20 protein-coding genes, 1 other RNA gene and 1 pseudogene are annotated in these 25,327 nt (G+C 45.0%); 9 read left to right on the forward strand and 13 right to left on the reverse strand.

Annotated features, from left to right (window positions below):
* Positions 1 to 252 (forward strand): annotated as a pseudogene (locus QUA40_RS16570) (transposase); the annotation flags it as partial.
* Positions 253 to 466: 214 nt separating this feature from the next.
* Here the strand turns inward: QUA40_RS16570 and QUA40_RS29035 are convergent.
* From QUA40_RS29035 to cimA, 3 genes are all read right to left on the reverse strand, one after another.
* Complete coding sequence (locus QUA40_RS29035; RefSeq protein WP_445301155.1) at positions 467 to 601, reverse strand: hypothetical protein; 135 nt, start codon at positions 599 to 601, stop codon at positions 467 to 469.
* A gap of 45 nt (positions 602 to 646) precedes the next feature.
* Positions 647 to 1,510 carry a PDDEXK nuclease domain-containing protein gene (locus tag QUA40_RS16575; RefSeq protein ID WP_445301156.1) on the reverse strand — a complete coding sequence of 288 codons (864 nt, stop codon included), beginning with the start codon at positions 1,508 to 1,510 and terminating at the stop codon, positions 647 to 649.
* A 123-nt stretch (positions 1,511 to 1,633) separates the two neighbouring features.
* Positions 1,634 to 3,247, reverse strand: coding sequence for a citramalate synthase (gene cimA / locus QUA40_RS16580; RefSeq protein ID WP_333127667.1), 1,614 nt, complete (start codon positions 3,245 to 3,247; stop codon positions 1,634 to 1,636).
* Positions 3,248 to 3,363: 116 nt separating this feature from the next.
* Between cimA and QUA40_RS16585 the strand changes: the two genes are divergently transcribed.
* Positions 3,364 to 3,702 carry a 2Fe-2S iron-sulfur cluster-binding protein gene (locus QUA40_RS16585; RefSeq protein WP_333127669.1) on the forward strand — a complete coding sequence of 113 codons (339 nt, stop codon included), beginning with the start codon at positions 3,364 to 3,366 and terminating at the stop codon, positions 3,700 to 3,702.
* A gap of 151 nt (positions 3,703 to 3,853) precedes the next feature.
* Positions 3,854 to 4,951 (forward strand): glycine oxidase ThiO, encoded by a 1,098-nt coding sequence (gene thiO, locus QUA40_RS16590; RefSeq protein WP_333127671.1) that lies wholly within the window; start codon positions 3,854 to 3,856, stop codon positions 4,949 to 4,951.
* Between the two features lie 74 nt (positions 4,952 to 5,025).
* Here thiO and QUA40_RS16595 read toward each other — a convergent pair whose 3' ends face one another.
* Positions 5,026 to 5,493, reverse strand: a complete 468-nt coding sequence (locus QUA40_RS16595; protein ID WP_333127673.1) for a hypothetical protein — start codon at positions 5,491 to 5,493, stop codon at positions 5,026 to 5,028.
* Between the two features lie 286 nt (positions 5,494 to 5,779).
* Between QUA40_RS16595 and QUA40_RS16600 the strand changes: the two genes are divergently transcribed.
* The 3 genes from QUA40_RS16600 (at position 5,780) to QUA40_RS16610 (ending at position 7,377) form a co-directional block, all read left to right on the forward strand.
* Positions 5,780 to 5,911: a hypothetical protein gene (locus QUA40_RS16600; protein WP_333127674.1), complete on the forward strand. Its 132-nt coding sequence runs from the start codon at positions 5,780 to 5,782 to the stop codon at positions 5,909 to 5,911.
* 3 nt (positions 5,912 to 5,914) lie between these two features.
* Positions 5,915 to 6,097 (forward strand): hypothetical protein, encoded by a 183-nt coding sequence (locus tag QUA40_RS16605; RefSeq protein ID WP_333127676.1) that lies wholly within the window; start codon positions 5,915 to 5,917, stop codon positions 6,095 to 6,097.
* Between the two features lie 164 nt (positions 6,098 to 6,261).
* Positions 6,262 to 7,377: a fatty acid desaturase gene (locus tag QUA40_RS16610; protein WP_333127678.1), complete on the forward strand. Its 1,116-nt coding sequence runs from the start codon at positions 6,262 to 6,264 to the stop codon at positions 7,375 to 7,377.
* 208 nt (positions 7,378 to 7,585) lie between these two features.
* Here QUA40_RS16610 and QUA40_RS16615 read toward each other — a convergent pair whose 3' ends face one another.
* On the reverse strand, positions 7,586 to 9,334 hold the full coding sequence (locus tag QUA40_RS16615) for an ABC transporter ATP-binding protein (RefSeq protein WP_333127680.1): 1,749 nt from the start codon (positions 9,332 to 9,334) through the stop codon (positions 7,586 to 7,588).
* A 358-nt stretch (positions 9,335 to 9,692) separates the two neighbouring features.
* Between QUA40_RS16615 and QUA40_RS16620 the strand changes: the two genes are divergently transcribed.
* Positions 9,693 to 9,851: a hypothetical protein gene (locus tag QUA40_RS16620; protein WP_333127682.1), complete on the forward strand. Its 159-nt coding sequence runs from the start codon at positions 9,693 to 9,695 to the stop codon at positions 9,849 to 9,851.
* Between the two features lie 30 nt (positions 9,852 to 9,881).
* A complete protein-coding gene (gene groL, locus QUA40_RS16625) occupies positions 9,882 to 11,573 on the forward strand; it encodes a chaperonin GroEL (RefSeq protein WP_333127684.1) in 1,692 nt (563 codons plus the stop codon).
* Between the two features lie 315 nt (positions 11,574 to 11,888).
* On the opposite strand, the gene QUA40_RS16630 is transcribed toward groL, so the two are convergent.
* The 3 genes from QUA40_RS16630 to QUA40_RS16640 all read right to left on the reverse strand — a co-directional run bounded on the left by QUA40_RS16630 (position 11,889) and on the right by QUA40_RS16640 (position 13,632).
* A complete protein-coding gene (locus QUA40_RS16630) occupies positions 11,889 to 12,146 on the reverse strand; it encodes a DUF2811 domain-containing protein (protein WP_333127712.1) in 258 nt (85 codons plus the stop codon).
* A 472-nt stretch (positions 12,147 to 12,618) separates the two neighbouring features.
* Positions 12,619 to 12,801: a hypothetical protein gene (locus QUA40_RS16635; protein WP_333127687.1), complete on the reverse strand. Its 183-nt coding sequence runs from the start codon at positions 12,799 to 12,801 to the stop codon at positions 12,619 to 12,621.
* A 171-nt stretch (positions 12,802 to 12,972) separates the two neighbouring features.
* Entirely contained in the window at positions 12,973 to 13,632 is a 660-nt protein-coding gene (locus tag QUA40_RS16640; protein ID WP_333127688.1) for a class I SAM-dependent methyltransferase, read from the reverse strand.
* A 664-nt stretch (positions 13,633 to 14,296) separates the two neighbouring features.
* On the opposite strand from QUA40_RS16640, the gene QUA40_RS16645 reads away from it, so the two are divergent.
* The gene (locus tag QUA40_RS16645; protein ID WP_333127690.1) at positions 14,297 to 16,342 is read left to right on the forward strand and encodes an ATP-binding protein; all 2,046 of its coding nucleotides are present in this window, start codon (positions 14,297 to 14,299) and stop codon (positions 16,340 to 16,342) included.
* A 45-nt stretch (positions 16,343 to 16,387) separates the two neighbouring features.
* On the opposite strand, the gene QUA40_RS16650 is transcribed toward QUA40_RS16645, so the two are convergent.
* From QUA40_RS16650 to QUA40_RS16670, 5 genes are all read right to left on the reverse strand, one after another.
* On the reverse strand, positions 16,388 to 17,545 hold the full coding sequence (locus QUA40_RS16650; protein ID WP_333127692.1) for a Gfo/Idh/MocA family oxidoreductase: 1,158 nt from the start codon (positions 17,543 to 17,545) through the stop codon (positions 16,388 to 16,390).
* Between the two features lie 177 nt (positions 17,546 to 17,722).
* The gene (gene rnc / locus QUA40_RS16655) at positions 17,723 to 18,445 is read right to left on the reverse strand and encodes a ribonuclease III (RefSeq protein WP_333127694.1); all 723 of its coding nucleotides are present in this window, start codon (positions 18,443 to 18,445) and stop codon (positions 17,723 to 17,725) included.
* Positions 18,446 to 18,729: 284 nt separating this feature from the next.
* Positions 18,730 to 19,156: RNase P RNA component class A (gene rnpB, locus QUA40_RS16660), an RNA gene on the reverse strand.
* 161 nt (positions 19,157 to 19,317) lie between these two features.
* Positions 19,318 to 20,484, reverse strand: a complete 1,167-nt coding sequence (corA, locus tag QUA40_RS16665; RefSeq protein ID WP_333127696.1) for a magnesium/cobalt transporter CorA — start codon at positions 20,482 to 20,484, stop codon at positions 19,318 to 19,320.
* A 76-nt stretch (positions 20,485 to 20,560) separates the two neighbouring features.
* On the reverse strand, positions 20,561 to 24,796 hold the full coding sequence (locus tag QUA40_RS16670) for a PAS domain-containing protein (protein ID WP_333127698.1): 4,236 nt from the start codon (positions 24,794 to 24,796) through the stop codon (positions 20,561 to 20,563).
* Between the last annotated feature and the right edge of the window lie 531 nt (positions 24,797 to 25,327).

Here is a 25,327-nt window from a genome sequence, read left to right on the forward strand (position 1 = left end):
ATTGAGGGCAAGTTCGGACAAGGCAAACGAAGATTCGGCCTGAACCCTTGTGATGGCTAAACTTGATAATACATCTAGTACAGTTATTGCAATTACTTTTTTGGTAATGAATCTTTCTACCTGGTGGCGCCGGGTTTTTTGTGTGTTTTTATATCTATTTAGAAAAAGAACACCTGTTTTGTGGTTGAAGATAATCTCCAATTATAATTCGAGTAACTCTCTACAGAAAAACTTATCTTTAATCGAGCTTGAATATATCGATCGCTCTTATTCTTGATGTGCGAGCGATTATTCAGCAAGCCCTAAATAACTTCCACAAGATTGTGGGACGCCCATCCCACAATAACAATTAAAATTGTAAGTTATTTAATTCGCGATCCTTACAAATTTACTAAAAATTGTTTTGATAGAATTTAAGCCTAGTTTTAATATTAATTTAGTGGTTTAATCTAGCGCTCGCCTTTTATCATTCCTGCTCAATTTCAATTTCTACTGCCTCTAACTCCGCTTCCAACTGCTCAACAGTCGGCAAGATTCCCTGTAACTGCTCCGGCAAAGCCTCCCACAATTTATAAGTCGAAACGCCGATCGGTTTATTCATATCCCGCAAAGCATATTCGACAATCTTCTGCTTTTTATTTTTAAATTAAATTATCCCAATAGTCGGCATATCATCCCGGTGTTTCAGCAAATCATCCACCGCCGAAACGTAAAAACTCATCTTCCCAGAAAACTCCGGCTTAAACGCTTCCACCTTCAAATCAATTACCACAAAACACCGCAAACGTAAATGATAAAACAATAAATCAATATAAAAATCTTCCCCTTCAACCTCCAGATGATACTGACTGCCCACAAAAGCAAACCCCACCCCCAACTCCAGCAAAAAATCTCGAATGCGAGCGATTAAAGCCTTCTCCAATTCTCTCTCTTGTGCTTCTTTGCCTAAACTGATAAAATCAAAATTATACGGATCTTTCAACAACTGTTGAGCTAATTCTGATTGTGGGTTGGGGAGAGTGCGAGAGAAGTTAGTATCAGCTTTCCCTTGTCGCCGATATAGCCCGCTTTCTATTTGATGAACTAATACATTTCGACTCCATCCTTCCTCGATAGTTTGTCGTGCATACCACAGGCGTTCCTCTGACGATTTCAGCTTTTCCATTAAGGCGATATTGTGATACCAAGGAATTTGTGCAAGCACCTCTTGCACAAATTGTTCATTCGGGTAAGTTTCCGCAAAACTTCTCATATACTTGAGATTGCGAGGTAAAAAACCCTTCATCTCAGGAAAAGCTTTTTGCAAGTCAGCAGCTAAATTGTCTATAACTTTTGCTCCCCATCCTCCCTGCTGTTGTCGGTTTAAAATATCCCGTCCAATTTGCCAGTAAAGCAACACTAATTCGCGGTTGACAGAAATCACAGCGCGCACTTGAGCTTGCAAAATACGTCCCTTAAGTTCCCGCAGAAAATCATGATAATCTTCTGGAATTGATAAGTTATTCGCCATACCCCAAACCCCACAGATTTTGCCTAATCTCGTCTGTAATATTAAATCCGCTAGCCTCATCCTGGTAAAATCGAGTCAACTGTCAACCGTCAACAGTCAACAGTCAACTGTATTATTTCGTCGTTAATGTACCTTGCAAACTAGGGCGATCGCCTCTTGATTGTCTAGCACCAAACCGTACTCCAAACCTTCAACAACTGCCTGACAAGAAGCATCCAAAATATTACCAGAAACCCCGACCGTTGTCCAGCGGTCTTGACCGTTACTAAACTCAGCCAAGACGCGAGTTTTAGCAGAAGTTCCCGCACCGCCATCGAGAATCCGCACCTTGTAATCTGTCAGGTAAAAATGCGCGATCGCCGGATAAAAATTTACCAAAGCTTTCCGCAAAGCCGCATCCAAAGCCGAAACCGGGCCGTTTCCTTCCGCAGCTTCCAAAATATTTGTCCCGTTTACTGACAATTTCACCGTTGCTAAAGCCGTACAATCTTCGCCAACCTTATCGCAGTGGACTTGAAATCCCTTAATTTCAAACCACGGCGGCCGTTGTTCCAAGGCTTCGCGCATTAACAATTCAAAAGACGCTTCAGCACCCTCAAATTGATATCCCTGACTTTCCAAATCTTTCAATTTTTCCAGAATTTGGCGGCAAGCAGGATTTTTGCGATCGAGCTCAATTCCAAAAGTACGAGCCTTAGCTAAAACATTGCTCAAACCCGCTTGATCAGAAATTACAATTCGCCGTCGGTTGCCAATTTTTTCCGGTTCCAAATGTTCGTAAGTTAACGGATTTTTCTCAACAGCCGATACGTGGATTCCGCCTTTGTGAGCAAAAGCCGAAAGACCGACAAAAGGAGCATGATCATCGGGAGCAAGATTGACAATTTCACTAATCGAGCGGCTTACTTGAGTTAATCTAACTAATTGCTCGTCTTCAATGCAATTCTGACCCAACTTTAGCTGAAAATTAGGAATTAAGGAACATAAATCGGCATTGCCGCAGCGTTCCCCGTAACCGTTAATAGTTCCCTGTACCATCCTTACTCCTTCCCGCACAGCAGCCAAAGCATTAGCAACTGCAACTCCCGAGTCGTTATGAGTGTGAATTCCTAATTGTGAAAATTTGTCGCAATTGGTTCCTAAAGCTTCTAAAACCTCGCGAACAACCTGACTAATTTCGTGAGGCAAAGTACCGCCGTTAGTATCGCAAAGCACCAGCCATTCTGCACCGGCAGCCGCCGCTACTTCTAAAGTTTTAATAGCATAATCTGGATTGTGCTTGTAGCCGTCAAACCAGTGTTCGGCATCGTAAATAACGCGCCTTCCCTGACTCCGCAAATATTCAATTGTATCTCGAATCATCGCCAGATTTTCTTCTAGCGTCGTCTTCAAACTTTCAATAACGTGCAAATCCCACGACTTGCCAAACAGCGTCACCCAGCGAGTACCTGCGGACAAAATAGCCTGCAACATTTCATCATTAGTTGCCGTAGTTCCCGGCCGCCTAGTCGAACAAAAAGCTACAACTTCTGCTTGAGTTAGGGGCTGTTCTTTGAGACGCCAAAAAAATTGTACGTCTTTAGGATTCGCCCCCGGCCAGCCGCCTTCAATAAAGGGAATTCCTAAACTGTCTAACTGCCGAGCAATTCGCAGTTTATCTTCGAGAGATAAGGAGAGTCCCTCACACTGAGCACCGTCTCGCAGCGTGGTATCGTAGATCCAGAGCCGATTTGTCATGGGAAATTGCGATCAATAAATTGGTAATATATCACTTACTATATTAGATGAATTTATTTGTAATTAATGGGATAATATATATGAAAATTAACAAAATCTAACCGGGGTAAATTACTGTGGTCAAGGTACAAGCGCAAGGAAAAACATTTGAGTGCGATCGCGGAGCGAATCTCCGTGAAGTATTGCTCAAAAACGGCATCGATCTCTACAACGGCAACGCCAAAGTCATCAACTGCCACGGGTTCGGCACTTGCGGCACCTGCGCCGTCACCGTCGAGGGCGAAGTTTCCGAGCCCCAGTGGCGCGAAAAAGCGCGGCTTTCGGTTCCTCCCCATTCTTCTGCCTCCAACCGTCGTTTGTCCTGCCAAACCAAGGTTTTAGGCGATATTAAGGTGACAAAATATGACGGGTTCTGGGGTCAAGGTTCTGAAACTGTCTGGAAACCCCAAGCATAGATTTTTTGTTAAGGAAGTCAGATAGGACGATCGCCTTGCAAGATAATATGTAAGACTTGCACAAGAATTCTAACTGTAAGGTGCACACGCGGCACCTTACCATAAAGAAAGCCGAGAGGTCAAAAAAGCCAGAAAGTCCATATAAAAGTTAATGAATTCATCTAAAGATATTCTGATTATTGGCGGCGGAATAATTGGCCTTTCGCTAGCAGTAGAACTGAAATTGCGAGGAGCATCTGTCGCGGTTCTCACCGCCGATTCTAAACAACCGACGGCCCGGGCTGCAGCCGGAATGCTTGCCCCCCAAGCCGAACGAATTCCCCCGAGTCCGATGTTGGATTTGTGCTTGCAAAGCCGCGCACTGTATCCCGCCTGGGTGGAACGGCTAGAAGACATTACCGGATTGAAAACGGGATATTGGCGATCGGGAATTCTCGCACCAGTTTGTCAAAATGAGCCTCAAGAAAAGCCACTTTTGTCAAACCTTAATTCTCAATGGTTTGACAGAGATACTGTTCGCCAGCACCAGTTTGGATTAGGTCAAGAAGTAATTGGCGGTTGGTGGTATCCTGACGACGCTCAAGTAGACAACCGCGCTTTATTTCGGACGCTTCAGGCCGCAACTAAAGAATTGCAGATTGAGATTATTCAAGGCAATGCCGAGGAAATTATTCGGCAGAGAAACCGAGTTGTTGGCATTGAAACAACAGCAGGACAATTGCAAGCAGACCGTTATGTTTTGGCGGCGGGTGCTTGGTCTGAGCAGTTATTGAATGTTCCTGTTTTTCCAAGAAAGGGACAAATGCTGTCAGTCTGTGTACCAGAAGATTGTGGAGTTATCCAGCCCCTGCAAACCGTTATATTTGGGACTGGCATTTATATTGTGCCACGTCAAGATGGCAGAATTATTATTGGTGCAACTAGCGAAAATGTGGATTTTACGCCGGGAAATACGCCGGCGGGAATCCAAAGTTTGCTAGCAGGAGCGATTAAGTTATATCCCGAATTACACAATTATCCGATTCTGGAGTTTTGGTGGGGATTTCGGCCGGCTACGACCGATGAATTGCCGATTTTGGGTGCTAGTGCTTGGGAGAATTTGACATGGGCTACGGGGCATTACCGCAATGGCATTTTGTTGGCTCCGGTGACAGCTAAATTGTTGGCGAATTTGATTGGGAATCAGAAATCAGATCCGTTATTGGCTGCTTTTCATTATTCGAGATTTCGAGTTTCAGCACTTACTTGAACCTCTATACGTGGGGTGCAGCGTACCTTACTGCTATAATAGGCGCATCCAACCATTTTTTGGTAAGTTTTGAATTAGTTCGCATCCTGTTTTTTGGGTTGGTTCAATTCCCTGCATTTAGCGGCAGCCAAATCGTAAGCATTTTGGTAATCGCTACCGCCTAACATCAAATCGCCGTAATATTCATAAGGTTGATTGCCATAAACTGGCAGCGGGTCGTCTTCTGGATAATCTTCTTTTGATTCTTCTAGAATTGCTTTGAGTTTCTTGACGCTGAAGCGCTGTACTGGGAAGTAATGAATGTCTTGAGCGAGGAAACCGAGATGGGGAAAAGTTGGGTCAACAATTCGCTCGTCGAGTTCAATCCAGCTATATTCGATGGGTTTATATGGCACTCCCGGCACGGCTAAAAAGCCTTGAACATAAATCGCGCCCTCGGTGGCTAACGCTGCTTTACAAGCGTTGTCAAAGCAGTTTTTACGGTTGCTTTTGATGCGAGCAGCCATTTCAATAGAAAGCGTCTCATCTAATAGTTCGGTCATAACCCATTTCTAGTCGCGTGTGCGATTAGATTGTAGCAAATCCGAGCTATCTCCGAGCACAAAAAACGCAGGCAATTGCGATCGCTCCTCAAATTCTGTTCTCAAGGAGTTGATCCAAAATCCTCTGCGGTTCTGGATGTTGTGTCAAATTTGGCTTCCGGGGCGGGCGGTTTGTCGATCGCCCCTATCACCCTCCCAACGGATAAAAAGATTTGGGAATCGCCCAATCTTTGAGCGTGCGATCAAGTTGGGGTAGAGCCCGCAACGGTAAAGTGTACCACAGACGATGCAAGCAACAATAGCGGCATACATCACCGAAGGTCGATCGTGCCACCACCCAATCATATTAATGCCTTCGGGTGCAGCAATTTGCTTGGCGGCTGACAGGCTTCACAGTTTTTTCTGCAAACAAAGTTGAGTTATGACGATTCTCGCTGAGACATGGGAATATCTTCGGATTGGTAACAACCGCGAAATAAAGAAAGCCCTGAAAGCATTTTTGGCTGGGAAATTAGAGACAGATGCTTTATTGCAGACTGTTCCCGCGCTGAAAAATATGGTAAAGTCTGCTACAGTGCTGCGGCAAGAAATCAATGCGAGTTGAAGATAACAAGCGGCTATGAACTAAATATTATCAGCAGTTTTGTAAAGTATGGGCAAAATTTAAACCGCAATTCACCCAATTATCGGCAATAAAACAATGCCAAAAATAGCGAACCTATCCTGATGCTAAGCTAATCACTTATCCACACACCATAGACATACTGAATGAAAAGCGCGATCAAAAAGTCAGATTTTGTGCTGGCTCCTTATATGAAGAGCAACAATTTGACAGCTACTTGCCAAATACTCAATACAGTGATTCCTTATACATTCTTATGGTTTTTAGCATTTAAAACGGCTGCCATTTCTGTATTCCTTCTTCCGCCGATAATGGTGTTGATGACACTTTTCTCAGGACGTTGTTTCTCTTTGATGCACGATTGCGGGCACTATTCTCTTTTTAGTTCCAAAAAAGTCAATCGCATTATGGGTTTTCTGCTAGGTATCATCAATGCGATTCCTCAGTACCCGTGGTCGAGGGGACACGCTTATCATCACAAACATAATGGTAATTGGGATATGTACCGCGGCCCTTCGGCGTTGATATCCACCGAAAAATTTGCGGCGCTAAGTCCATTTAGTCAAAAGATGTATCAGTTACTTAGACACCCATTGATGCTATTTCCCGGTGGTTTTTTCTATCTAATTATTAAACCAAGACTGGCGCTTATTTTGGGAATTACTGGTTTTATCCGACATATTTTTGCTTGTCTTAATCAAGATTTTGGCATGGGTTTATCTGCAATCATTGCTTCTTATAAATCCAAACATTGGTATACGACGGCTGAGTTTTGGGATTTACTGTTCAACAATATTTGTGTTGTTGGTAGCTGGATTTATCTGAGCAAGTTACTGGGATTTGGCTTTTTCTGGAGTGTTTACTCAATTGTCATGACTTGTTCAGCAGCGATATTTATCTGTATTTTCTTTGTTCAGCATAATTTTGATGGTTCCTACGCTCATAAAGCCGAAGGTTGGGACTATCTTCTCGGCGCAATTGAAGGCAGTAGTTACCTAAAATTACCGACTATTCTCAATTGGTTTTCTGCTGATATTGCTTACCACAATATTCATCATCTTTCTGAGCGAATACCTAACTATAATCTTCAAGCTTGTCACAATGCTAATATTCACCTGCTGGCTAATTCAAAAGCCCTGACAATTCGCGATATTCCTGACTGCTTCAAATTCATTCTTTGGGATGCTGCTTCAGATGGTCTGCAATCGATTAAATTATTTCAAGAACACGAAGAAATTCCCTTGAGTAATGTAGCTAATTAAAATCGCTTGGCAAGGAATTTGGTTGCTTCTTTATCCCCAAAATCCTATGAGATAGTTTCCGGTTGCACCGGAATTATATAGAGGACACGGCACTACCGTGTCCCTACCGCGATTAATTGTAGGGACACGGCACTGCCGTGTCCAGGCTGTGGGTAATATTAATTCCGATGCTACCGGATTTGACATAACTCAAAGTATCTGTCACTTTTCAATGCAGCAATTCTTCTAATTTTTGCTGGTTCCACAAATACTGATAAAGCCCTGTTTGCCCTACCAATTCAGCGTGAGTGCCGCTCTGAACTATTTCTCCTTTCTCCATCACAAAAATGCGATCGGCACTAGCAGCAGCCGACATTTGATGCGAGATAAAAATTACTGTTTTGCGATCGGTTCCCGTTGCCAAGTTTTGCAAAATGTCGGTAGCAGTTTGATTGTCAACGCTGGAAAGAGCGTCATCCAAAATTAACACTGGGGCGTCAACTAACAAAGCGCGAGCAAGTGCCGTCCGCTGCCGCTGTCCGCCGGATAAAGTAATGCCGCGCTCGCCGACAACTGTTTTGTACTGCTGCGGAAAGTTGAGGATTTCGGGGTGAATTTGCGCTTGTTTTGCCGCTGCTTCAATCTCCGGTTGTTCGGCTAAAGGGTTTCCGTAGCGGATGTTATTCTTGATGGTAGTGCCGAACAGAAAACTTTCTTGGGGAACGTAGGCGATCGCCCCGCGCAATTGAGTCAATTTTACCTGGGTAATATCCTGTCCGTCTACAAATAACTCGCCCGGATCGATGTCCAGCAATCTGGGCAGCGCATTAGCTAAAGTTGATTTTCCCGAGCCGATCGCCCCGACAATTGCGACAGTCTCGCCCGGTTTTATGGTAAAATCAACGTTTTTAAGCGCAGGTGTCTTAGCGCCGGGATACGTATAATTTAGATGGCGGGCGACAATTTCGCCTTTGACTGGAGTTGGCAGTTCAACTGCATCGGCACCATCCTTAATTTGCGGTTCCACAGTCAGAATTGATTCGATGCGATCGACACTCACTTCTCCCCGCTGGTAAGCAGTAATCGTGAAACCCAACAGCGCCGTCGGAAACACCAAGCGCTCGACATAAATCAGCAACGCCACAAAATCGCCAATGCTAATTTGGCCATTAGCAATTGCCCCGCCACCAGCAGAAAGCAGCACCAACAAACTGATACTTGCCAAACCGCCCAGCAGGGGGAAAATAAAGTTTCTAGTTTTTGCTAATTGCAAATTTGCTGATAGCAACTTCGCATTAGAATTGCGAAAAGCTCGGCGTTCGTTTTCTTCTTGAGCGTAGATTTTAATTACGGACATCCCGCTCATATCTTCCTGAATTAAATCGCTCATCGCCGACAATTCCTCTTGCACGGCTAACTGTTGGATGCGAAGTTTGTCGCTAAATAACTGCACCAAAACTAACATTAAAGGATAAACGGCGATCGCCAACAGCGTCAGCCTTACATTAATCCCCAACATCACCGGCAAAGTCAAAGCATAAGCAAAAGCTGTATTCGCCAAACTGAGTACCGCAAACCCCACCAAGCGCCGAATATTGTCCAAATCGGAAGTAGCGCGGTTAATTAAATCCCCTACCGTATTGGAAGCAAAATAAGACGGTTCTAATGTTAATAAATGATTAAATATTTGCTGTTTGAGATCAAATTCGACTTGACGCCCAACGCCAAACAGCAAAATCCGCGACACCATCCGAATTACCCACATAATTGAGGCGAGAATCAGAATGAGTAGCACGTAGTTGAAAACTTGGTCAAATTTAGTCGCAATTTGCAGAGTGTCAACTGAATTCCGAATCAGCAGGGGAATGTAAACGCCCACAGCATTGACAATTAACAGCGAAAAAATGCCCCAGAATGTTGGCTTCCAGTGCGGGCGCATATAAGAGCCGAGTTTTTGCAGTCGAGAATAACGAGCCATTTGTTAGTGCGTAATTTGAGATTAATTGAGGAAAGGAAGAAGGTTCGGCAACGGATTTTGTAACGGATGTAACGGATGCAAGGAACAAGGTACAAGGAAGAATGAAGAAGTCCGAGGGAAGGCGCAATCTTCAAGCTCATATTTCAGCAATTAAGAACGTCCTAATAGTCTTGGCGGTTGCTATAGAAGGTAGAAGTTTGAAAAAAAAGAAAAGCTATATCGAAAGGTAGATGACCGAAAACACCAGTTAAGAAATTTTTTATAAAAATTCTGCTTTGGGATAACGCGCCATCAAAATTGGGTTTAGGCCTGAACCAAAACCTGATTATATCGATATGTAACAAACCACATTATATCTGTGGGAACACGATATCTGTGGGGACACGGCAATGCCCTATCCTTAGCCACCCGGAACGATCGCCCAAATCTCCACTCCGTCCCTGCAATCCCCCACACCGTTGAGGCGCGCTACAATCAAAAATCGATCAACTTAGCACTCAGCCTCAGAGAGTGCTAAATTTGCTAATGTAAGCGATTGGAGACAAACATGACCAAAATAGTTGCATTTAGCGACAAATCTCGGCGGGCACTAGAACGCGGCGTCAATCAACTCGCCGATGCTGTCCGCATCACCTTGGGCCCGAAAGGCCGGAACGTCCTACTGGAAAAGAAATACGGCGCTCCCCAAATCGTTAACGACGGCATCACCGTTGCTAGGGAGATCGAACTCGAAGATCCCCTGGAAAATGCCGGCGCTCGCTTAATTCAAGAAGTCGCCTCCAAAACTAAAGATATCGCAGGCGACGGCACAACAACCGCAACGGTTATCGCTCAATCCCTCATTCGCGAAGGTTTGAAGAATGTCGCTGCAGGCGCAAACCCAGTCGCGCTGCGCCGCGGTATTGAAAAAACGATCGCCCACTTGGTGCTGGAAATCGAGAAATTGGCGAAACCCGTTGAAGGAAGCGCCATTGCTCAGGTCGCCACTGTCTCCGCCGGTAACGACGAAGAAGTCGGCGCCATGATTGCCCAAGCAATGGAAAAAGTCACGAAAGACGGCGTAATTACTGTTGAAGAGTCGAAATCTCTGACAACAGAATTGGAAGTTGTCGAAGGGATGCAGTACGATCGCGGATATCTTTCTCCGTATTTCGTCACTAACGGCGATCGCATGGAAGTTGAGTACGAAAACGCTCGCATCCTGATTACCGACAAAAAAATTAGCTCGATTCAAGAACTAATTCCAGTTCTCGAAAAAATCGCCCGCACCGGTCAACCGTTGCTAATTATCGCCGAAGATATCGAAGGCGAAGCTTTGGCAACTCTGGTAGTCAACAAAGCCCGCGGCGTATTGAACATCGCAGCAACCAAATCTCCCGGATTTGGCGATCGACGCAAAGCTATGCTTCAAGATATCGCCGTGCTCACCGGCGGTCAACTGATTTCTGAAGAAGTCGGACTCAGCATCGATACCGCCACCCTAGAAATGCTCGGTACCGCCCGCAAAATTACGATCGACAAAGAAAACACGATCCTTGTTGCTGGCGACGAACACAAAGCTGACGTGCTAAAACGTATCGAGCAAATCCGCAAGCAGCTAGAAGCGACGGATTCCGACTACGACAAGGAAAAGCTAAGCGAACGCATCGCCAAACTCGCCGGCGGCATCGCTGTAATTAAAGTCGGCGCAGCTACCGAAACCGAGCTCAAAGACCGTAAACTGCGTATTGAAGACGCTCTGAACGCTACTAAAGCTGCTGTAGAAGAAGGTATTGTTGCCGGAGGCGGCACGACGCTACTTCACCTGATTACAAAAATAGATGCGATCAGAAATACTTTAGACACCGAAGAACAAGTAGGCGCTGACTTGGTTGCTAAAGCTTTGGAAGCTCCTTTGCGTCAAATTGCTGATAATGCCGGCGTTGAAGGTTCCATCGTCATCGAGCGAGTGCGGGCGAGCGAGTTCAACGTTGGCTACAACGCTCTTACCGACGTGTACGAAGATATGATTGCCGCTGGGATTATTGACCCCGCTAAGGTGGTGCGATCGGCTTTGCAAAATGCCGGTTCCATTGCTGGTATGGTGTTGACCACTGAAGCTGTGATTGTCGAAAAACCCGAGAAGAAAAAAGCCGGCGGCGACATGGGCGACATGGGCGGCATGGGCGGCATGGGCGGCATGGGCGGCATGGGCGGCATGGGCGGCATGGGCGGCATGGGCGGCATGGGCATGATGTAGTCTTCAGTCATTAGTCATTAGTCTGTAGGGTGCGCCATAAGCACCATTGGTGTAAACAAGCGCGTCTTATGTACTAGCCGTCTACTGTCTGACGAATAAGGTAGCTTATCCCCCCGGCATCCCCTGAGAGTCCGGGGGGACTTGAAGCTATCAAAGTCCCCGCAACGACTCGGGAGATGCAATGGCGATCGGCATTAAGCTATAAGCGATAGTTCTCAGGGATTTTAAGCTTAAGTTGACACCTATGCAGTGCACGCCCTCTCGGTCAACTAAAATCCTTCCAAGAAACCGCGTCTCCCCCTCTCCCCTTCTCCTTTAAGATGACGGAGTTACATTGTTGCTGTGCAAGTCTTGAGGAGATTGAAACAGAGTTTCGAGATAAACTCTCGCAGCTTGGCGATAACTGCGCGAAGCTTCAGGCGTACCGCTATCGGCATTCTGCAACAAAAACAGCGACAGGGCCGCGCAAAATACTCGGTCTAGATCCCATTCGGGATGGGTTTCCAGGTAAGTTTTGAGAGAATCGTGCAGCGTTTCGGGAATTTCAGCAAAAATACTGACTGCTGGGTTCATCATTTTTTTTAGTCTCGCTAATAAATTGAAAACAGAACCCCCCCTTCGGCCGGATACAGGTGCAGGCACAGCCGAAATCAGAGCGCTTTTTTTTAGGTCGGTCGCATCATTGTGCGCTATGAGGGGGTGGGTTTGTCAATGTTGCGAAATATTACAAAGTCCTTTAGATAAAAAAAGGGTTTACCAAATAATAAGCTTTTCAGGGCATTTTTTGTTACATATCTTTATGTGTTGGGGGGTTTATGAGGAATTAGGCAGCAAGTTCAGGTAATCCCCAATTCCGCAGCAAGATGCTACCGTGCCGTTAATTTCTGTGGAAAACTTTGTCGCATCTGTGGAAAACCTCAGACTTGCCTGTGGAAACGCTGTGGAATGTTTAGGGAAAAGTCAGGGAAAAAATAAGAATTGCAAAGGGCATAGGGCATGGGGCATGGGGCATGGGCATGGGTAGCAAATAACAAATGATTAATGATTAATGACTGCTGACTACTGACTCATGACTTCCTAAGTGCCACTCTGCCGCTTTTTGGCGGATGGTTGCCAATTCTGCCGGTGGCATTTTGTCGAGATTGGCTAAGAGAAAACTCATGGAACCGATCGACTGAAGTTTTTCCCGGTGGCCCGCTAGGAAATCCCAGTAGGGAAGATTTATCATCGGTGCGGTTGATAGCAGCTTGGTTCTGCCAAAGTTGATCGCCTAATATCCAAACGCCAACCGTCATTTTATTTGTTTCACCATTTCACCATAAAAGTTATCTTTTACTTTTCATGAGGGCTGGTAGTTTATTCAGAAAAATTAATTGGCTGAAAATTTACAACTCAAAACTCATAACTTCTCTGCTTGTGGCGAGAACGTACTAGAGCATAACATTGATTTCCAAAGATAGGGACACCGACCAGCAAATTTAAATTTTATGTCGGTGTATCCTTCAGATGTTAATAACTTGGTCAGCGTCTCTACTGAAAAAAATTTAATGTGGCCGTTATCCCAAAGAACGGTAAAATGTTTATCTAGTTTGCCAGAAACGGCTAAAGCCAGATTTTTAAAATAGCCGTGATAGGGTGTGGAAATAATTAGTCTTCCTCCCGGATTGAGGCATCTTTTGGCAGTTTTTGCTAGTTCTTTAGGATAAAGCAAGTGTTCGATTACTTCAATAGCTAAGACAACATCAAATGAGTTCAGAATATCGGTATCTGGGAGGTCGTAAATATCTGCTTGGATAAACTGACACTCGGGGAAACTTTGACGGGAGATGGCAATTCCGGGCGCAGAAGTGTCAACGCCGACAACTTCGCAGCCGTGCTCTGCGATAACGTGACTGAGGCTGCCATTGCCGCAGCCGAGATCCAAAACTCGGAGTTTTGTCTTGCTGGTCTGCGGAAGTGTCGCCAGCATTTCTAAAAGGGGAGATATCAAATAAGTGTGATGATATCTCGGACGGTTGTTTGTGTAATAATACGTATAATTGCTAAAGTTTTTTTTCATCGATTAAGCTATGGAGATTATTGCCGAGACCGCGAATTTACGGAGCGTGGGTGCACTGTTTGGGCCAAGGTTCCCCACATTAGGGTTGTCAGAGTCGATCGGCAGCTCGATCCTCTCATTCTTTTTGTTTGATCGGTGAATTATTGTCACCGAATCAACCGGATGGCAAAAGAAATCTTTCACAGGGTGCAAAATCTTGCATCGCCCATCTCTGGTCCATCTCTCGAAGGCATTCGGAAAGAAAAAGTGCGATCGAGCAAGAATTCTCTCTGTACACTACCCGGAAACCGAACTTTTTGCCTGTTAATTTGGGGCGAGTGCATCTATGCGATTCTAGCTTCAAGCAACTGCGGTATGTCCACCCGACGCTTTTTCCAGCCTGAAAAATGTGCCCTGGGGCGATGAGGTGCCAGTCGCTCCGAGAATTGAGAAGGGAAGTGTGACCGAAATCACAGGCATTTGCGAAACAAATTGCTGAGCATCTTTAGGTCCACACACTTTGAATCGAGATTACTACAGTGGCTTCTATAATTGTGTTTAAATGTTGTTCTGAAGCTGTGTTGTCCAGTCAGCAGAGCCCCCTAGACAGATTCATGCTTTAGGTCTGGTTTATTTCACTTTAATGGTCGCTGTTGGGTGTTGCACCTTAATTTAGATATTTCCTATGGTTAAGTTAGGTCAATCCTCCTTTCGCCGTATTTTACTGTCGCGGATTTTGTTGCTCAGCGTACCTGTTCTACTGGTGGGGGAGTATGTTACCTATCGCAAGGCACGCTCGACGCTTCTGGAAACTGCTCGTCAAAACTTGAAAGAAAGTGCAGTCAGAAAAGCAGACACTATTGAACAGTGGGCGAAATCGCTGAAGTCGAATCTGATCGGCGCTTCGGAAAGCTCGATGTTGCAGTCTGTAAGTCCGAAGGATTATCAAAAGTTTATCGCGCAATTAGGGCAGCGGTTACCAGCGCCGGTTGATTGCTTGCAATTGACGAATTTAAAGACAAATCAAGTGATAGCAAGCACTTGCGGGCAGCAGCCGATTCAGTCGTTGCCGGCAAAATTTTGGCCGCCCGTACAGCAGCAGCAAACGCTGCTGGACGACAAGAGCGTTTACATCAGTCTGTCCTTACCTAAGCAGCGACAGGGGACAGCAAACGATCAGAACGTGGCTTTGGGGGCTGAGGATTTTCCCTATGCGGGTAAAGAAGGCTCCGATAGCCAAGCGAGTTTGGTGTTGAGCGCTCCTGTTTACATTCGTCGGGGCAATAGCCTGCAGTTGAGTTATGCTTTGAGTTTGCAGTCGGCCCTGCCTGTGCAAACCAGCGCTCCCAAGGGTTCTCTAGCCGGCTATACGGTGGCGATAGACCAAGATGGAACGATTTTGGCGCACCCGAATATCAAGCGCGTGGGCCGCAATATCGCCCAAGAGGCAGATGCCGATCGACTAAAAAGTATTGTCAGAAGGGCGATCGCCGGCGGACAAGATTTTCTCCACCTATTTTCCTTTGAAAGAAATGGTGTAGAGTTGCTAGCAGGATACGCTGCTATCCCGAGTCCTTCAACTAAACAGGAGAACAGCAAGTGGATTATTTTAGCAGTCTCTCGTTTAGATTACGCTCTGTCAGGTTTGGAAGAAATTCAGCAAGTTTTATTTAATTTAATTGTAGGTTTGGTTGCTGCTAGTATCATCGCAACTTTATACCTGTCTCGCGACTTGGCGCGTCCAGTGGAAAAACTGAGAGACTACGCGATGAAAGTAGATACAGAAGCGTCGCAGACAGTGCCCCAAGATTTCCAAATTAGGGAATTCAATCAACTATCAGAAGCACTAAACAGCATGGTGCAGGGTCTCAGATCCAGGGCAAAAGCATTGGAAGTCGCAACCAAGGAAGCGCAAGTTGCCAATCAATTAAAAAATGAATTTTTGGGGAATATTTCTCACGAATTGAGAACGCCGCTCAACGGAATTATTGGTTTTATTCAAATTGTGCGGGACGGCTACTGCGATGACCGAGATGAAGAAATGGAATTTTTACAGCGGGCCCACGACTCGTCAATGCAATTGCTCAATATTATTAATGATATTTTGGACATTGCTAAAATAGAATCCGGCACCTTCTCCATGATGTTAGAAGTAGTTGACATTACCCAGGTACTTGAAGACGCGATTGATTTGCAAGCGAGTCAAATAGAGGAAAAAGGCTTGAAGTTAAGTTTGCCAGAGCCTCATGATCCGATTATTGTTCATGCCGATCCAGAGAAGCTAAAACAGGTGTTTTTAAATGTTTTGAGCAATGCCGTTAAGTTTACAGAGTCGGGCAGCATTAATATATCTGTGCGGCTAGAATCGAGGACTAATTCTGGTAATTCTAACGGCAGTGGTGAAAGTACGACTAGCCCGATCGGTCAAAGCGATTGGGTGGTGGTGACAATTAAAGATACGGGAATTGGTATTGATCCCGAGCACCAGCAGAAATTGTTTCAACCTTTTGTGATGGCTGATGGTTCTACAACTCGCAGGTTTGGCGGTAACGGTTTGGGCTTGGCTATCTCCCGAAGGATAATGGAATCTATGATCGGAAGCATTACCCTGCACAGCGCGGGCGTGAATCAAGGTACTACGGTGATGATTTCTTTGCCTGTCAATCAGCAGTCAAGTTTTTATTTTCACAGCCCAGACTTAGTAACGGAAAAGGGAAATGTCAAAAGTTGAGGAGTGATTTTCCCACTCTAAAATCTAAAATCTAAAATCTAAAATCTAAAATGGTATTAGGGGCTGTCCCCCGAGTTTGAGGGATTTGCTCAAAGTGCTGAGAATGCGGATTAATTCGACGGAAGCCGCGCCCGAAGAGGTAAGACAGGGGGTATTTGTTTGCACGCAGTTGAGGAAGCGATCGCACACTCTCCTCAGCGGTTCTACTTGTTCTAAACTCAACACTTCGCGATGTCTGAGGCTTGTTCGCTGCGGCGCGTGAAGCGAAGCTATCCCGTAGGGAATCGCACTTTCCCAAAAATTATTCTCTTCGCCCCCCAAATCCGAATTACCGCGCTGCACAATCAGGGGAGTTTCTGGCGACATTTCATCAAAAATCAAGGTTCCCAAACTGCCAACAACTGTTAAGCGCCGTTGTTTGTCGGGATTTAGCCAGCACAGGTGAATAAATGCTTGAAATCCATCGGGATAGGTAAGCGTTACCCAAACTAAATCGGCTAGTCCTTCTGAATGATTAGCAGTTATCCGTGAAGAAGCAAATTGATTTTGTATTTCTGCTGCTACTTCTTTATTTATTCCCTCTTCCCTCTCCATTCTTGCTTCTTCCTTCGGAAATACAGTGCCGATCGCGCTTACTTCAATTGGCGTTTGTTCCAACCAAGTATTGAAAATAGCGATATCGTGAATAGCCAAGTCCCAAAGGGCATCAACGTCGTGCCGCACCGGTTCAAAATGGGTGCGTTGGGCGTAACCGTAGCGCAATTTTCCGAGTTGATGTTGTTGAATAACTCTTTGGCCTCGATCGACTGCTGGATGAAATAGATAAGTGTGGTCAACGAAGAGTTGCCGCTGCTGTTTTTCGGCTAATTGACAGAGTTCTATTGCTTCAGTGAGGTTGAGGGCGAGAGGTTTTTCTGCTAAAACGTGGTAGCCTTGTTGCAGCGCTGCTGCTGCGAGGGTGTAGTGTGTGGAAGCTGGAGTGGCGATCGCCACAGCTTGCAGTCCCGGCAAGGCTTGCACTTGAGACAAATCGGTAGCTAGAATCACCGAGGCATCCAGATTAAACTGTGTTTGAACGGCCGCCAATGAATCTCGATTCGGGTCTACCACCGCTAAAACTTGGCTGTTGGGATGTTCGAGAAAGTTGCGAATTAAGTTAACTCCCCAGCGACCTGCACCCAATACAGCTATTCCGATTTTCATTAATTATAATTTCAAAAATCGCACAGGAATTATAGCATATTTTGTTATTATTATCTATGTTTTAATTCAAAAAAATCACTGTTGACTGTTGGGAGTAGTTATTGGTTATTGGTTATTGGTAACAGCTAACAAATAACCAATCACTGATAACACCAGCCAACAGTCAACAGTCAACAGTCAACAGTCAACAGTCAACTGACTACCAACTAATTTATTGAAAGCTGCCTGAGCCGCTGCTTGTTCGGCCGCTTTGATCGATCGACCTTTTCCCTCTGCTACCAACTTTCCCTGAATGAGAACTTCTGCGGTAAAACGATCCTCCCCACCCTGCACAGTCCCGGTTTCTTGGACGCTATATTTGGGCAAAGTTTTGTATTTCCCTTGAGTCAACTCTTGGAGAGCGGCTTTGTAGTTTTGGCGGGCCGGATCGCTGCGGATTTCTGTCGCTAAGCGTTGAAAGTGAGAATCTAGCCAAGGGCGAATTAATTCTAAGCTATGGGTACTCAAATAAAGCGCAGCCAGTACCGCTTCCAAAGCATCGGCCAGTCGGGGTTCGGCGCCTGTTTTGTCCGAGGCGGCACTGCTGGAAACAATTAAATAGCGATCGAACCCGTAACTTTCAGCGATTTTAGCAAGAATGCGATCGCTCACCAAGATCGATCGAATAGCAGCAAATTCCCCCACTGTACAGTCAGGATAAATCTCAAACAACAATTCCGACGCCGCCAGCCGCACGACTGCATCGCCGACAAACTCTAGTTGCTCGTAATTTGCCTTAGCTGACGCGCTCGCATGAGTCAAAGCTAAATCGAGGAGATGCCATTTTATCGAAGCATCCTTCGTCAGTCCTAATTTTTGAATTAATGTTTCAAGTTGCTTTTGGCGACCCGGATAAATCATACCATTTGAGATTTGAGATTTGAGATTTGAGATTTGAGATTTGAGATTTGAGAATGACGGATGACGGATGACTATCCGGATTTCGAGCTTGTCAAAAGTTGCATTATTTTTTTAAACTTGTATCAGATTCATATTAATAATTTTTTTTATTTGAAAAACTCAATATTCCTCCGGGTGCTTATGGTGCACCTTACCCAAAAGCAGTGCACACCTTTCCCAACATAAAACAGGTCGAAAGGATTTGTTTACCTTATATCCCAAGCGGTAATTTTAATTAAATGGGGGGAAAAAGTCGGACATAAGCCGGGTTCTGTTCTCTCCACTGCAAGCAGTTTTCGAGGGCAGTTATCTATCTGGGACGCCTGTTACCAAACGCCTCAAGCGGTACCAAAAAACGGAACTGGTAAAAAACCAACCATAGTCCCTCCGACCTTGCTCCCAACTGGGGTTTACCGAGCCAGCACCTCTCGATGCTGCTGGTGCGCTCTTACCGCACCTTTGCACCCTTACCCCCTAACACTTTGCGATTTTCGATGCTTGATTTTTGATTCAATCTCAAATCTCAAATCTCAAATCAGGGGGCGGTATCTTTCTGTGGCACTATCCTCACGATCGCTCGCACTGGGCGTTACCCAGCAAGTTTAGTTTTTCGGGAGCCCGGACTTTCCTCAGACCAGCTTTCGCCAATCCGCAACCGCCTGCGCCTACTTTTTCCCCAGATTTATTGTACAGGAATTGAACCATCTTCCGACTAAAATCTAGAAAGGTATTACCTAGAGTTGCATTTTTTTTGAACTGGCATAACAAACATATCAACGCCGTATCCCGAAAAATATCGTGTCGAGCGATCGGATTTGATATGAGTCCCGAACTCAGTCATCTTTAATAGTAGAAAAGTTTTCAAACCAGCCGCGCCGCCAAAAGAAGTAAACTAAACCCGAGGCGATCGCTACCATCAGCGCCCAACAAAGCGGATAGCCAAAATACCAATTCAGTTCTGGCATATTCAATGGAGATTTCTCTGTATTGAAATTCATCCCGTATACTCCCGCCACAAAAGTTAGAGGAATAAAGATACTCGAAATCACCGTCAGCAACTTCATGATTTCATTCATTTTATTGCCAACCGAAGACAAGTAAACATCCATCAAACCCGAAGACAACTCTCGATAGGTTTCGACCATATCCATCACCTGCACCGTGTGATCATAACAGTCGCGCAGGTAAATTCGCACCTCGGGACTAATCAAATCACTGCTATCTCGAATCAAAACATTAATTGCATCCCGCTGCGGCCAAATGGCGCGGCGCAGAGTCAGCAATTCTCGCCGGATTTTATAGATTTTTTCCAGGGTGTTGCGGGTGGGGTTCACCACCACTTCATCCTCTAGTTCTTCAATGCGCTCTCCGTAAACTTCTAATACAGGGAAAAATCCATCTATAATCGAATCTAGAAGAGTATAAGCCAGATAATCGGCTCCGTGCTTGCGAATACTTCCTTGTCCTTTGCGAATGCGATCGCGCACGGGGTCAAAACAATCATAGTCCGGTTCTTCCTGAACAGTTAACAGGTAATGCTTGCCCAAAATAAAACTTACTTGTTCTTTATGAAAAGTATCTAATTTTGGGTGCACCATCACCATCCAAGCAATGATTAAAATGTGATTTTCGTAATCTACAACTTTAGGGCGCTGGGGAACATTAACTACATCTTCCTGAGCCATTAGGTGTAAATTAAACACTTCGCCCATTTGTCGCCAAGTTTCTTTGTTTCCCAATCCCAACATATCAACCCAAGAAACCGATTCTGTATCTAAATACGCAGCAGCTTCTTGAGGATTTGCCAAATTGGCGCGACTTGCGCCTGTTTCGCAATAGTCAATTAATACAATCTCCGGAGGCGGCGCATCTGGTTCTAAGTCGAGAGTTCCCGGCGGAGCCCCCGGATCGTCATAAAAATAGTCAACATAGGAATCATCATCATCTTCTTTAATTTGTTTGGGAACGGCACTAGAAGTATGTATGCTTTTGTATACCATGCTAATATTCCTGACTTTTAGAACCTTTAATTAGATTATCATTTTTGTCGTGCAACTACCAATTATCAATGACTCCTTACCTCTGCCGAATTGGAATCTCGATCGCAAATTCAGTTCCCTCTCCGGGCGCGGAAATGCACTGCAGCGTTCCTCCGTGTCTTTCCACCACAATTTGATAGGAGATAGACAGTCCCAAGCCTGTACCTTTGCCTACTGGTTTAGTAGTAAAAAACGGGTCAAATACCCGACATTTAACAGACTCTGCCATTCCACACCCGTTATCGGAAATTACGATCGCCACCCGATTATTTTCCAACACCTCCGTGCGAATCCGAATCCAAGGTAATGTGTTGCAACTTACAGGTAAACTAGCAAAATCTTGCCCTTCCTCTTCCGAATAACTCGCCAATTCCAACTTCCTATGCCTGACATCCGCTAAAGCATCAATAGCATTATTTAAAATATTCATAAACACTTGATTTAACTGTCCCACGTAGCACTGTATTGGCGGTAAGTTTCCATATTCTTTAACTATTTGAATATGACGATTTCTGCCATTTTCTTTGATCTTGTGTTGCAAAATTAACAGAGCACTATCTATTCCTTCGTGAATATTAACACGCTTAAGATCTGATTCTTCTAGGCGGGAAAAATTACGCAAAGAGATAACTATTTGGCTAATTCGCTCTGCTCCGGTTTGAATTGAATTCAGCAGGTGCGGGAAATCCTTTTTCATGAATTCCAGTTCTATTTCTTCTGCCAAATTTTGGATGACAGCAACAGGTTCCGGGTAGTGTGCTTGGTACAAACTGCACAGTTCCAGCAAGTTTTTGGCATACTCACTAGCGTAAGTGATATTACCGTAAATAAAACTGACAGGATTATTGATTTCGTGAGCAATTCCGGCCACTAGCTGTCCCAAACCCGACATTTTTTCCGCTTGAATTAGTTGAGCTTGAGTCCGCCCTAATTGTTTCAATGTTTGCTCTAGCTGGTGATTTTTATGTTTTAATTGAGCCTCGGCTTGTTTGCGCTGGGTAATATTGCGGGCGATAGCGATCGCTTGATTCGAGTTAAAAGGCAGCAATCTCGCTTCATAAGTTTCTTCTCCTGTCGGCAGGGCTAGCGAATACTCGATATTAATTGGAGTTCGATTTTCTGAAACTTCAATCATTGCCATCTCGAACTGGCTGGCGGCGGTTTTCGGCAATATATCGGTCATTCGTTTGCCCACAAAATACTCGGGACTTAGGTACAAATCCGCAGAATTTCCTGACAAGTAATCCAAAATAATGCCGTCAGCATTGAGGCGGAAATACAAATCGGGCAGTGCCATAAAAACAGATTCCAACTCGGAAGTTTTTTGGCGCAATGCTTCTTGGGCGCAGTAGCGATCGCTAATATCAAAAATCACCCCGTCCAAATAGCAAACGTTTCCCTCTGCGTCGAATACAGGAGAACCTTTATCCCACACCCATTTAACCGTGCCGTCTGCTGCTAGCAAGCGGTATTCCAAGTTATAAGACTCTTTGTTTTCTATGCCTTGCCGAATAGTTGCTTCTACTTTTGCCAAATCTTCCGGGTAAATAATACTAGCAAAAGTCCGGCCTCTCCTGTCCAAAAGCCAAATAAAATCGGCCGCAGGGTAGCCGGTTAATAAGTACACGGCCTCGCTAATAAAATTAGTCGAAAAATCGCACTTCCAGCGATAAACTACTCCGGGAATATTAGCTACCAAAGACCTAAATCTTGATTCACTTCTACGCAAAGCTGCTTCCGATTCATGTCGTTCTGTAATATCGTGAGCGAAAGCTAGCACTGCAAATACATTACCTTCAGCGTCGCGCAGGGGAAGTTTTTGGGTATCAAAAATATGTACTGAACCGTCAGCAATAGTTGCCGCATCGCAGGGATTGTGGATGATGTCGCCGGCCAGTACAGCAGAGTCGTCTGTGCGGAAGCCTCGGATATTTTGGGCGGAATTCCCAAACACTAGATCTTCTGAAAATCCTAATTCTAAATCGGATTGGCCAATTATTTCTTCTACTGTTTTCCCGATCGCTTGAGCGAAACTCCTGTTTGCCAAAATATAGCGAAAATTTTTGTCTTTGGCAAAAATCCAGTCGCTGGTTTTGTCTATTACTGTGCGTAGGAGTTGTTCGGAACGTTCGGTTTTTTCCAACGACGCCTGCAGTTCTAGTTCTAGGCACTTGCGAGCAGTAATGTTTTCAAAAGCAACACCGACGCAGTTGTTGGGTAATGGAAAAGCTTTAATAGAAAAAGCGCGAGTTATTCGGCCGCCTTCATCGCAGTCAATATCTTCAAGTTCTACGGCTTTCTGGGTGCGAATTACCGAAGCAAATGCTTGGGGAATGTTTTTCGATCGCAGGTGGGGAAAAATCTCGTCAATTGTCATTCCCAAAACATCAGCCATTTCTAATCCCGTAAATAGGGTAGCAGCGGGATTGGAGGCGATCGCCCTGAGAGTGCTGTCATCGTCTATATTTTCCAAATGGTAGACGTACAAACCAATTTGCATATTCTCCACAATTTGGTCGTAGAGGCGCACGCTTTCGTCTACCTGCCTGCGTTCGGTAATATCTTCAGTAATCCCCAAAACGTACTGAGGACGGCCTGCCGCGTCGAGAATTGGCACTTTGCGGGTGTGCAGTATTCTCATACCTTTATGGCGAGTTTGGATCGGCTCTTCCGCTATGTCTTTAACAGTAGATTGGTTATGCTCACCGGTCAATATTTCCCTGTCTTGAGCTGTGAAAACATCAGCTTGTTCTTTGGGGTAAATATCGTAGTCATTTTTGCCGATCGCCTCTTGAGAGGTAACACCTGCGATCGTTTCTCCCGCTTTATTCCACAGCACAAATTTCAGCGAAGAAGCATCTTTAGCAAAAACTCCCACCGGCAGATTTTCTACTACGGAATTGAGGAATCCTCTAGCTGATTTTAATTCAGCTTCTGCACGCTTGCGTTCGATGCCTAAAGCAATGACATCGGCAACCGATGCTAAAGTTTCCTGAAAGGGTGCTGTCAGCGGCTGGCAACTAATAATTACCATGACTCCCACCAGCCGTTCTTCGACTATCAAAGGGTAGCCGGCGAAGGTAAAAATTTGCTTAGGTATGGGGCAATTAGTCGGCTTTTGGCTGGTGTTGAGAATTGCTACTTCGGAACTGTGTGGCGATGTTGCTTTCGGGGATTCTTCCTCTGGGAGTCCAAAGTTATTCAGTTCAAATCCGCAGTTAAATTCGGGTTTTTGCTGTTTGGCGATCGAGTTAACCTTACTGTCAATAAACCTAGCCCGATCGTCTGTGCGACTGTATATTCCCGAGGCTGCTTGCAATTCCCAAACATTATATTGAGAGTTGAAAGTCCAAATTTCAGCCGAAGCGACATCAAGATTCTGCACCATTGCCTCGCAGCAGGGAAGCAGGATATCTTGAGGGTGTTTGGTGAGGGCAATACCAACATCGGCTACCATTGCTGTGAGGCGAGAAGCTTGGGCTTTTTCTGCTTCCAACCGTTTGCGATCGGTGATATCTTCCACCAAAGAAAGCACGGTAAAAGTGTCGCCGCTGCGAATAATCGAGTTGAACCAGCGACACCAAATTACCTGTCCGCTTTTAGTATAGTTGCGATTAATTGAAGTATTGCCGTTGCCAGTGGCTAGTTCAAGCTCGATCGCGCTTATAGCCTCTCTATCTTCCTCGCAAACCAAAGCCAAATCGCCGAACTGCTTGCCCATCATATCATCGGATGTCCAACCAAAGATTTCCTCGGCGCGTTTCGACCACTGAACGATCCGAAAATCTTCATCCCAGCCCACCATTGCCAGGGGACTGTTAGCTGCATTCAACCACAGTAAATGGTTCGATCGGCGCAACTGTTGAGTTTTCTGCTGCTGCCAGCGGTAGTGCCTGGTGATATCTCTACCGACGCCCAAAACCCGCATCTGCTTGCTAGAGGCATCCACCGCTGGCGTATAAGCAGTTTCGTAAATTTTAATCCCGCCGTCTGCCGCCGTCACCTCATGAATTGCCAGCCGTTTTTCCCCGGTTATAAATACTTGTTGCAGGCAGGCATCAATCTGCGAGATTATATTTTTGACAGCAGCATTATTGGGATATAATTTCAATAATTCCTGATTAGTTTTGTTGAGTATTTCAGCAGGCTCCAATCCCATCCAAGCCGCAGCAATAGGATTGATCGATAAATAATTTTGCTGTCGATCGCACTCTAGGAAAGCATCAACAGAGTTAGAGAAAAAAGACTGAAACGAGTTGATAACTTCCTGCATGGGTATTTTTTCATGAGAAAAGCTTATTATTATGGAAACCTCGTGTCTAAAGACCGATCGAGGAAACACTCATCAGGCCGTTTTCACAGCCTTGAATATTGATTATTGCTACAGGGGGATACTTGGTCTATTGGTACTTTTGTGATCTGTTTTCAACGGAACAATTACCGTTTCAAACATTTCACGCGCGATCGCATAGCAGCTTGGGCTTACACCCATATTTTTGATAACGTCATCAGTTAAGACGATAGCTAGTCAACTCTCTCTTTTGATTAGGGCATAAAGCTCCATCTCTTCCGAGGGGGGTGCTGACTTGCAAGTTAAGCTCTAAAATTTTCCTAAAGTTAGTCTAACCCACTCAAATCTTTTTGGGCACTTTACTGCTGCGTTTCCAGGTGCAATTTTCGGCGCTGTTGCCTATCATACAAAAATTTTCAATAAATAGTATTTTTTGGAATAGAGGTTAATTACAGCAGATGCTCTTTTTTTAAACCAGACCCAGCGGAGACAAAAGCGAGATGTAGAGACGGG

This window comes from Microcoleus sp. Pol11C3, assembly GCF_036701485.1.
Classification (GTDB): domain Bacteria; phylum Cyanobacteriota; class Cyanobacteriia; order Cyanobacteriales; family Microcoleaceae; genus Microcoleus.

Bases quoted from the DNA above. Each gene is read 5' to 3' on its own strand.
- QUA40_RS29035 (WP_445301155.1), bottom strand. From the start codon at position 601: ATGAATAAACCGATCGGCGTTTCGACTTATAAATTGTGGGAGGCTTTG.
- QUA40_RS16575 (WP_445301156.1), bottom strand. From the start codon at position 1,510: ATGGCGAATAACTTATCAATTCCAGAAGATTATCATGATTTTCTGCGG.
- cimA (WP_333127667.1), bottom strand. From the start codon at position 3,247: ATGACAAATCGGCTCTGGATCTACGATACCACGCTGCGAGACGGTGCT.
- thiO (WP_333127671.1), top strand. From the start codon at position 3,854: ATGAATTCATCTAAAGATATTCTGATTATTGGCGGCGGAATAATTGGC.
- QUA40_RS16595 (WP_333127673.1), bottom strand. From the start codon at position 5,493: ATGACCGAACTATTAGATGAGACGCTTTCTATTGAAATGGCTGCTCGC.
- QUA40_RS16600 (WP_333127674.1), top strand. From the start codon at position 5,780: ATGCAAGCAACAATAGCGGCATACATCACCGAAGGTCGATCGTGCCAC.
- QUA40_RS16605 (WP_333127676.1), top strand. From the start codon at position 5,915: ATGACGATTCTCGCTGAGACATGGGAATATCTTCGGATTGGTAACAAC.
- QUA40_RS16610 (WP_333127678.1), top strand. From the start codon at position 6,262: ATGAAAAGCGCGATCAAAAAGTCAGATTTTGTGCTGGCTCCTTATATG.
- QUA40_RS16615 (WP_333127680.1), bottom strand. From the start codon at position 9,334: ATGGCTCGTTATTCTCGACTGCAAAAACTCGGCTCTTATATGCGCCCG.
- groL (WP_333127684.1), top strand. From the start codon at position 9,882: ATGACCAAAATAGTTGCATTTAGCGACAAATCTCGGCGGGCACTAGAA.
- QUA40_RS16630 (WP_333127712.1), bottom strand. From the start codon at position 12,146: ATGAACCCAGCAGTCAGTATTTTTGCTGAAATTCCCGAAACGCTGCAC.
- QUA40_RS16635 (WP_333127687.1), bottom strand. From the start codon at position 12,801: ATGATAAATCTTCCCTACTGGGATTTCCTAGCGGGCCACCGGGAAAAA.
- QUA40_RS16640 (WP_333127688.1), bottom strand. From the start codon at position 13,632: ATGAAAAAAAACTTTAGCAATTATACGTATTATTACACAAACAACCGT.
- QUA40_RS16645 (WP_333127690.1), top strand. From the start codon at position 14,297: ATGGTTAAGTTAGGTCAATCCTCCTTTCGCCGTATTTTACTGTCGCGG.
- QUA40_RS16650 (WP_333127692.1), bottom strand. From the start codon at position 17,545: ATGAAAATCGGAATAGCTGTATTGGGTGCAGGTCGCTGGGGAGTTAAC.
- rnc (WP_333127694.1), bottom strand. From the start codon at position 18,445: ATGATTTATCCGGGTCGCCAAAAGCAACTTGAAACATTAATTCAAAAA.
- corA (WP_333127696.1), bottom strand. From the start codon at position 20,484: ATGGTATACAAAAGCATACATACTTCTAGTGCCGTTCCCAAACAAATT.
- QUA40_RS16670 (WP_333127698.1), bottom strand. From the start codon at position 24,796: ATGCAGGAAGTTATCAACTCGTTTCAGTCTTTTTTCTCTAACTCTGTT.